The sequence below is a fragment of the Priestia sp. SIMBA_032 genome, assembly GCF_046535215.1.
Taxonomy (GTDB): Bacteria; Bacillota; Bacilli; order Bacillales; family Bacillaceae_H; genus Priestia; species Priestia aryabhattai.
Window position 1 is genome coordinate 1 of sequence record NZ_JAWRXD010001528.1, and the last position, 237, is coordinate 237.

The following is a 237-nucleotide window of genomic DNA, read 5'->3' on the forward strand; positions in this document are numbered from 1 at the left end:
GGCTATGAGGGCAGTTATTTCCAGCCCGTTCCGCTGCTCGAGGTCACGCTGGACGAGGAAAGCTCCAGCTTCGACATCGTGCATGACGGGGAGCCCATGGGGCTTGTGACCAATGAGGACGTGGTCTTCTGGACCAAGCGCGCCGCCGACGAGGTCACGATCGAGGACAGCGAACTCGTCTTTGTCGGTTACGGCGTCGTCGCGCCGGAATACGGCTGGAACGACTACGAAGGCGTC

At 61.6% G+C, this 237-nt stretch carries 1 protein-coding gene; it reads left to right on the plus strand.

Features of this window, described 5'->3' with window-relative positions:
* Window positions 1–237 (plus strand): protease-associated domain-containing protein (locus SB717_RS39405; RefSeq protein WP_410908759.1); only part of this gene is annotated, 237 nt, incomplete at both ends.